The following is a 4693-nucleotide window of genomic DNA, read 5'->3' on the forward strand; positions in this document are numbered from 1 at the left end:
TTCGGTTAGTGCGTTTCTGGTTAGGAGTTGTTCTGGGTTCATTCCCCATGCGCGTATAATTTCTTTTAGGGCGTCGATTTTGCTGATGTTTGTTTTTTGTTTTATTGATAGTCCTGAGGCTGCGTATATGTTGCGGAGTTTGTCTATGCCTATGCTTTGGATGTCGTGGTAGGTGTCTACGGTGTGGCCCATCATGTAGTCAACGTAGTCTGGTTGGACGCCTAGGGCGAGTAGTTGTGTTTTGAAGTATTTACGTAGGCTGTGGACTCTGAGGTCGTACATTCTGCCTTTGCGTTCTTTTAGGAGGTCTGCTTTTTGGTAGAGTTGGTGGATTAGTTTTCGGATTTGTTTTGGTCCTATGCTTTTTGGGTTTTTTCTAGTTTCGTCTCGGATTAGTGGTGAGTTGTCTGTGAGGTTTTCTGGCGGTAGCTTGATTGTGCCTTTTTTTAGAATTATTTGGGGGGATTGTTATCTCGCCCGCCTCCAGAAGGTCCACCTCCTGGTCGTTTTGTCGGCCATCCGCCTTTACCTTTGCCCACTTCTTTCACCTCCTCCAAAGCATTGATGCTTAGAAATCACCAAGGGTAAATTCCGCCTCTCTTTTCATATTTTTGAACATCTACGATTTGCGAAATATTGCACTGGTTGACATCTATAAGTGGAGTTAAGACTCTGTTTGTTCCATCTCGGTTGCTCATAGCCATGCCACTGGGAGATATCATAAAATATGAGTCAATCATCTCCTGATTTCCCTCAAAAACTGGTGTTATTCCTTCGATATCTTGATTAAGCGTTTTGAAATGATTAAACTGCTCATCTGTTATGGAAAGCTCGTCGAAATGGGCGTCATTTTGACCGCCTATATGTAGCACTTGGAATACTTTCCATCTATCAGGCTTAAGCCTTATTATGAGTGATCGCATATCTTCCATCCAATTTAGCCTGGTCACTGTTGTGTTAATCTTCAACTTAATGCCAGTCTGGTGAATGATCTCTGCAAGCTCAACAATCTTCTTCACATGACCGCCGTCTCCCCTACCTAATGCCTCTTCAACCGCCTCATGAGCTGAATCTATAGAGAGACCTATCCAATCAACAAAGGGCAATATTTCAAAAATTATGTCTCTGTTCAGGTGGTAGCCGTTTGAAATAATCGAAACCACAAAGTTCATGCTGTTAGCTAGCTTGATTAAAGGGAATAACAAAGGATGAAGAAGAGGCTCCCCTCCAGTGAAGTTTATTTTGCCAATTTCCAATGCTTTGAGTTTTTTCAGAATTTGTTCGCCGCATGCAAGATTTCTAATCTCTGAGTCTAGTTGTTGAGCAAAACAGAAACGGCAGTTGTAGTCGCATCTTGCGGTAATGTGCCAGTTTGCTGACTTGACCTTACTTTCTCCCATCTGCGCGCACCACAACACTATTGCTCAATAGTATTGTACAAAACTGTTAAATATAAAAGGTTTTCCATTATCTATAGAAGCACGTGTCTGACCCATTATACCTTGAGTATGTTGAATACTTCAAGCAACACCCAAGCGCCCAAGAATACTATTACAGAGTAGGCAAGGAGAGCAGCGCTTCTGCCAAAGAATTGTCGAAGAAAATGGGTCTCTCTATTCAGACAGTGACTAATGCCCTAAGAGACTTAGAAAGAATTGGCCTTCTCAAGAGTGAGAAGTCAGGAAGGGTCAGGGTCTATACACTAAAAGACCCCCGACTTTTCAAAGGCCTTTCATCTGTCAGGTACACTAGATATGCTCGTTTCGCGTCGCATAGAAGACACGAAGACTTTGTCTCAAAGAGCATATTCAACCAACACATGGAAAAATGGATCAGGTACCTTGCAGATATAATGGAAGGAAAACTTTACGCTGATCAGACGTTTTACACGCACATTCTTCACATCCTGAAAGTTGATTATGTAATCGAAAGTCAGACAGGTCAGAAACTAATCTTGATAATTAACGTTCGGACCAATCCAGAGGTGGAAGCGGTCGTGGCGAGAGTGCTTTCGCTTGTTCTCTCAGGAGACATCAATCCGAACATAGAGTCCATCCTTTCTGTTTTTCTTATAAATAGAGACCGGCAGCCTCAAACACTCGAAGAGCAAAGAATCGAGAGTGACTTCATAGAGTTTATCAGAACCACGTTTGGTATGCTAAGCGAAACAGCGCGCAAGTATCAAGTTTTAACGCAATACATCATAGAAACTGTTCTTCCTGGAGATGTCGAGAAGCCTGAATTCTCGGAAAAATTAAGCAATGCAATCACGCGAGCATTGCCTTACAGCGGGAAGGAAGCATTGCCAGGCGAGGTCAACAGTTGGTTAGAGTTGAGTAATGTTTTTGACAGACGTAACAGAGCCTTTGACTCAGTTCAAAAAAAGATCAGTCAGAAACACATGTGGCTAATTTCCCCTTGGCGGGAGATCCTGCCTAGAGACAAAGCGCTGAGCCAAGTCCTGTTTCCTCAGGGACTCCTGGAATCAATGGGCTTGAAGGTCGGGGATGTCTTCGTGGAAGAAGGTTGCCAAGAAGGATTATTCACAATTGCAGCTGCCAAAATTGTGGGGGAAAAAGGCAAGGTCTATGGAATAGAGGTTGCCCCAAACTTAGTTGAAAAAATAAGGAAACAATTAGATCAAGAGAAACTGCAAAATGTAATTCTAGTTAACGATTTCCCAGAAAAAACCATCCTAGAGCATGGTGTTGCAGACATTGTTTTCTTTGGAGCAGTTCTAAATGAGATGTACAATCCGTTTAGATCGATGAAAAACGCACGTGCAATGCTCAAAGATTCAGGAAAACTTGTTATCCTTGAATGGAAGGGACGTGACCCCGATTGGAAACCATCAAGAGAAGAACAGCCAGATGCGCCTCTCGGACCGCGCTATGAGGACAGATTGGACAAGAAGCTCATAATCAGATGGGTCAAGGAGGCTGGGTTCAAAATAGAAGAAGAAAAGGAATACAATTTCTACCTGTATTCAATAATCGCTACTAAACAATAACTCTTCGCGACAAAAATGCTGCTGCGAGGATTTCAGGTACTTTAAGAAACGTAGCTTCTACTTCCCTCACCAGAGGAAAAGGGCACCTGATCTTCACCGTCCAAACAGCTGAGTCTAGTTATAGCCTGGGTAAGCTTGGATAAGTCGGCTCTGAGCTCTCCAAGTTGCTGCTCAATATTTCCAACCCGCTCAGGCATCTGCAAATACTCAATAACTGCATCCTTCTGCAAATGCTCCAACTCACCCACGTTCCAACTGTGATCAATCTTGCGCTTTTCCGTCCTGACGGTGAAGTAGCGCCCGAACAACGTAGCCACAGGATCTTCAACAGCCATCTCTCCGGCAACAACTTTTCCCTCACCCAAGACACATCCGTACTTGCTGACCAATGCATCTCGAACTCGATTGGCTAAATTCATCGCAAGATTGGTAACTTCAATCGGGGTCTTGCCACGGATAACCTCAACATGCACAATCCAGCTGCGAGTAGTCCTGCGAACTCGAACGCCTAATTCAGTTCCCAATAAAGCCGTCCAATTAACAATTTCTACCTTCTTGAAATTCTCAGGAGCCAAGCCAGCCGCAATAATCTCGTACGCTACTTGGCACTTGTCAAACCTGTACAGCCTTGCAGGAAAAACCGTGCCCTCACATGACGCGAGCAGGTTTTTACTTTCAGACGTCAGCTCGTAGAAGACGACGTTGCTCCGCTTTTCACGGCGAATAAGCCTGCACTGCTCAAGCTTTCTCACATAGTACCACGTATGTTGACGGCTCAAACCGATGATACGACCAGCCTTGGTTGGGTAGTCTCCGATGCCTATCCGCATAAGCAGCGGAAGAACCCACGTGCGAACAGTCTTGGTGTCAAATTTTACTCTAGACTTTGGAGAACAAACGTTTTTACTTCCAGAAAACTTTGACAAAAACACTCACCTACTCGATGTCAATTACTTTTTCACTTGACTTTTCAGGCAAAGCCGCCAATTGCTGAACCTCGTTTATTCGAGGAATAATTAGGTCTTTCAGCGTCTTCTGACCATCGTTCGAAGCAATGTAGGGAAGAAACGCGGCGGTCTTGGAACTCTGAAGCAAGTAAGCAGCTTCCAAATGAGATTTAATGAACCAATACATCACACGCAAGCTAATGTCCCAATTAACGGATTCAGCCTTAGAGCGAGTCTTATGATCCCAAATAGTAGGCGCCTCAACCTTAGCAGAAACTTCAAAAGGTGAACCGTCGATTTCCTCAACTATCTTTAACAGAACAAAGACATCATTGTGTTCTGGGTCCCAATGCCAAAACACATCTTTAACGCCCCACTTGGCGAACAAGCCATCAATTTCACTCTTTGTATAAAGCGCTCTTAATTTCGTAGTTTTGTAGGGTAGGTTAGGATCATCACTATAAATTTTCATTTTTATTTTCCTCCAAAAATTAGAATAGTTCTTCTCAAAAGAGAAAACAAGAAAACAGTAGTTTTTCCCGTGTAAGAGAGAAAAACTACAGTAGCTTTTCTCGTGCGCTCTCGCTCAACCTTTCGGCGGCGCCAAAATATTTACGCATCTATACTGTTTTCTCCTTTTGTTCCTTAAGAATAAATTTTTTGGTTTTCTTAAGGAGGCATCATGATGAAGATTTAGTGGTGACCCTACTTCCGTGCAAAACTTAGAGTTTGGAGT

Annotated in this window: 5 protein-coding genes; 1 reads left to right on the plus strand and 4 read right to left on the minus strand. The window is 43.3% G+C overall.

The window, feature by feature from the left end; all coding sequences use genetic code 11:
• On the minus strand, positions 1–282 hold a 282-nt coding region (locus tag NWE95_03970; GenBank protein MCW4003053.1), incomplete at its 3' end, for a hypothetical protein.
• Positions 283–575: 293 nt separating this feature from the next.
• Positions 576–1400, minus strand: a complete 825-nt coding sequence (locus NWE95_03975) for a viperin family antiviral radical SAM protein (protein MCW4003054.1) — start codon at positions 1398–1400, stop codon at positions 576–578.
• Positions 1401–1483: 83 nt separating this feature from the next.
• On the opposite strand from NWE95_03975, the gene NWE95_03980 reads away from it, so the two are divergent.
• Positions 1484–3010: a methyltransferase domain-containing protein gene (locus tag NWE95_03980; GenBank protein ID MCW4003055.1), complete on the plus strand. Its 1527-nt coding sequence runs from the start codon at positions 1484–1486 to the stop codon at positions 3008–3010.
• 41 nt (positions 3011–3051) lie between these two features.
• Here the strand turns inward: NWE95_03980 and NWE95_03985 are convergent, their stop codons facing one another.
• On the minus strand, positions 3052–3936 hold the full coding sequence (locus NWE95_03985) for a hypothetical protein (GenBank protein MCW4003056.1): 885 nt from the start codon (positions 3934–3936) through the stop codon (positions 3052–3054).
• A gap of 10 nt (positions 3937–3946) precedes the next feature.
• Complete coding sequence (locus tag NWE95_03990) at positions 3947–4429, minus strand: hypothetical protein (GenBank protein ID MCW4003057.1); 483 nt, start codon at positions 4427–4429, stop codon at positions 3947–3949.
• Positions 4430–4693: the final 264 nt, after the last annotated feature.

The organism is Candidatus Bathyarchaeota archaeon, from assembly GCA_026014725.1.
Lineage (GTDB): Archaea > Thermoproteota > Bathyarchaeia > Bathyarchaeales > Bathycorpusculaceae > Bathycorpusculum.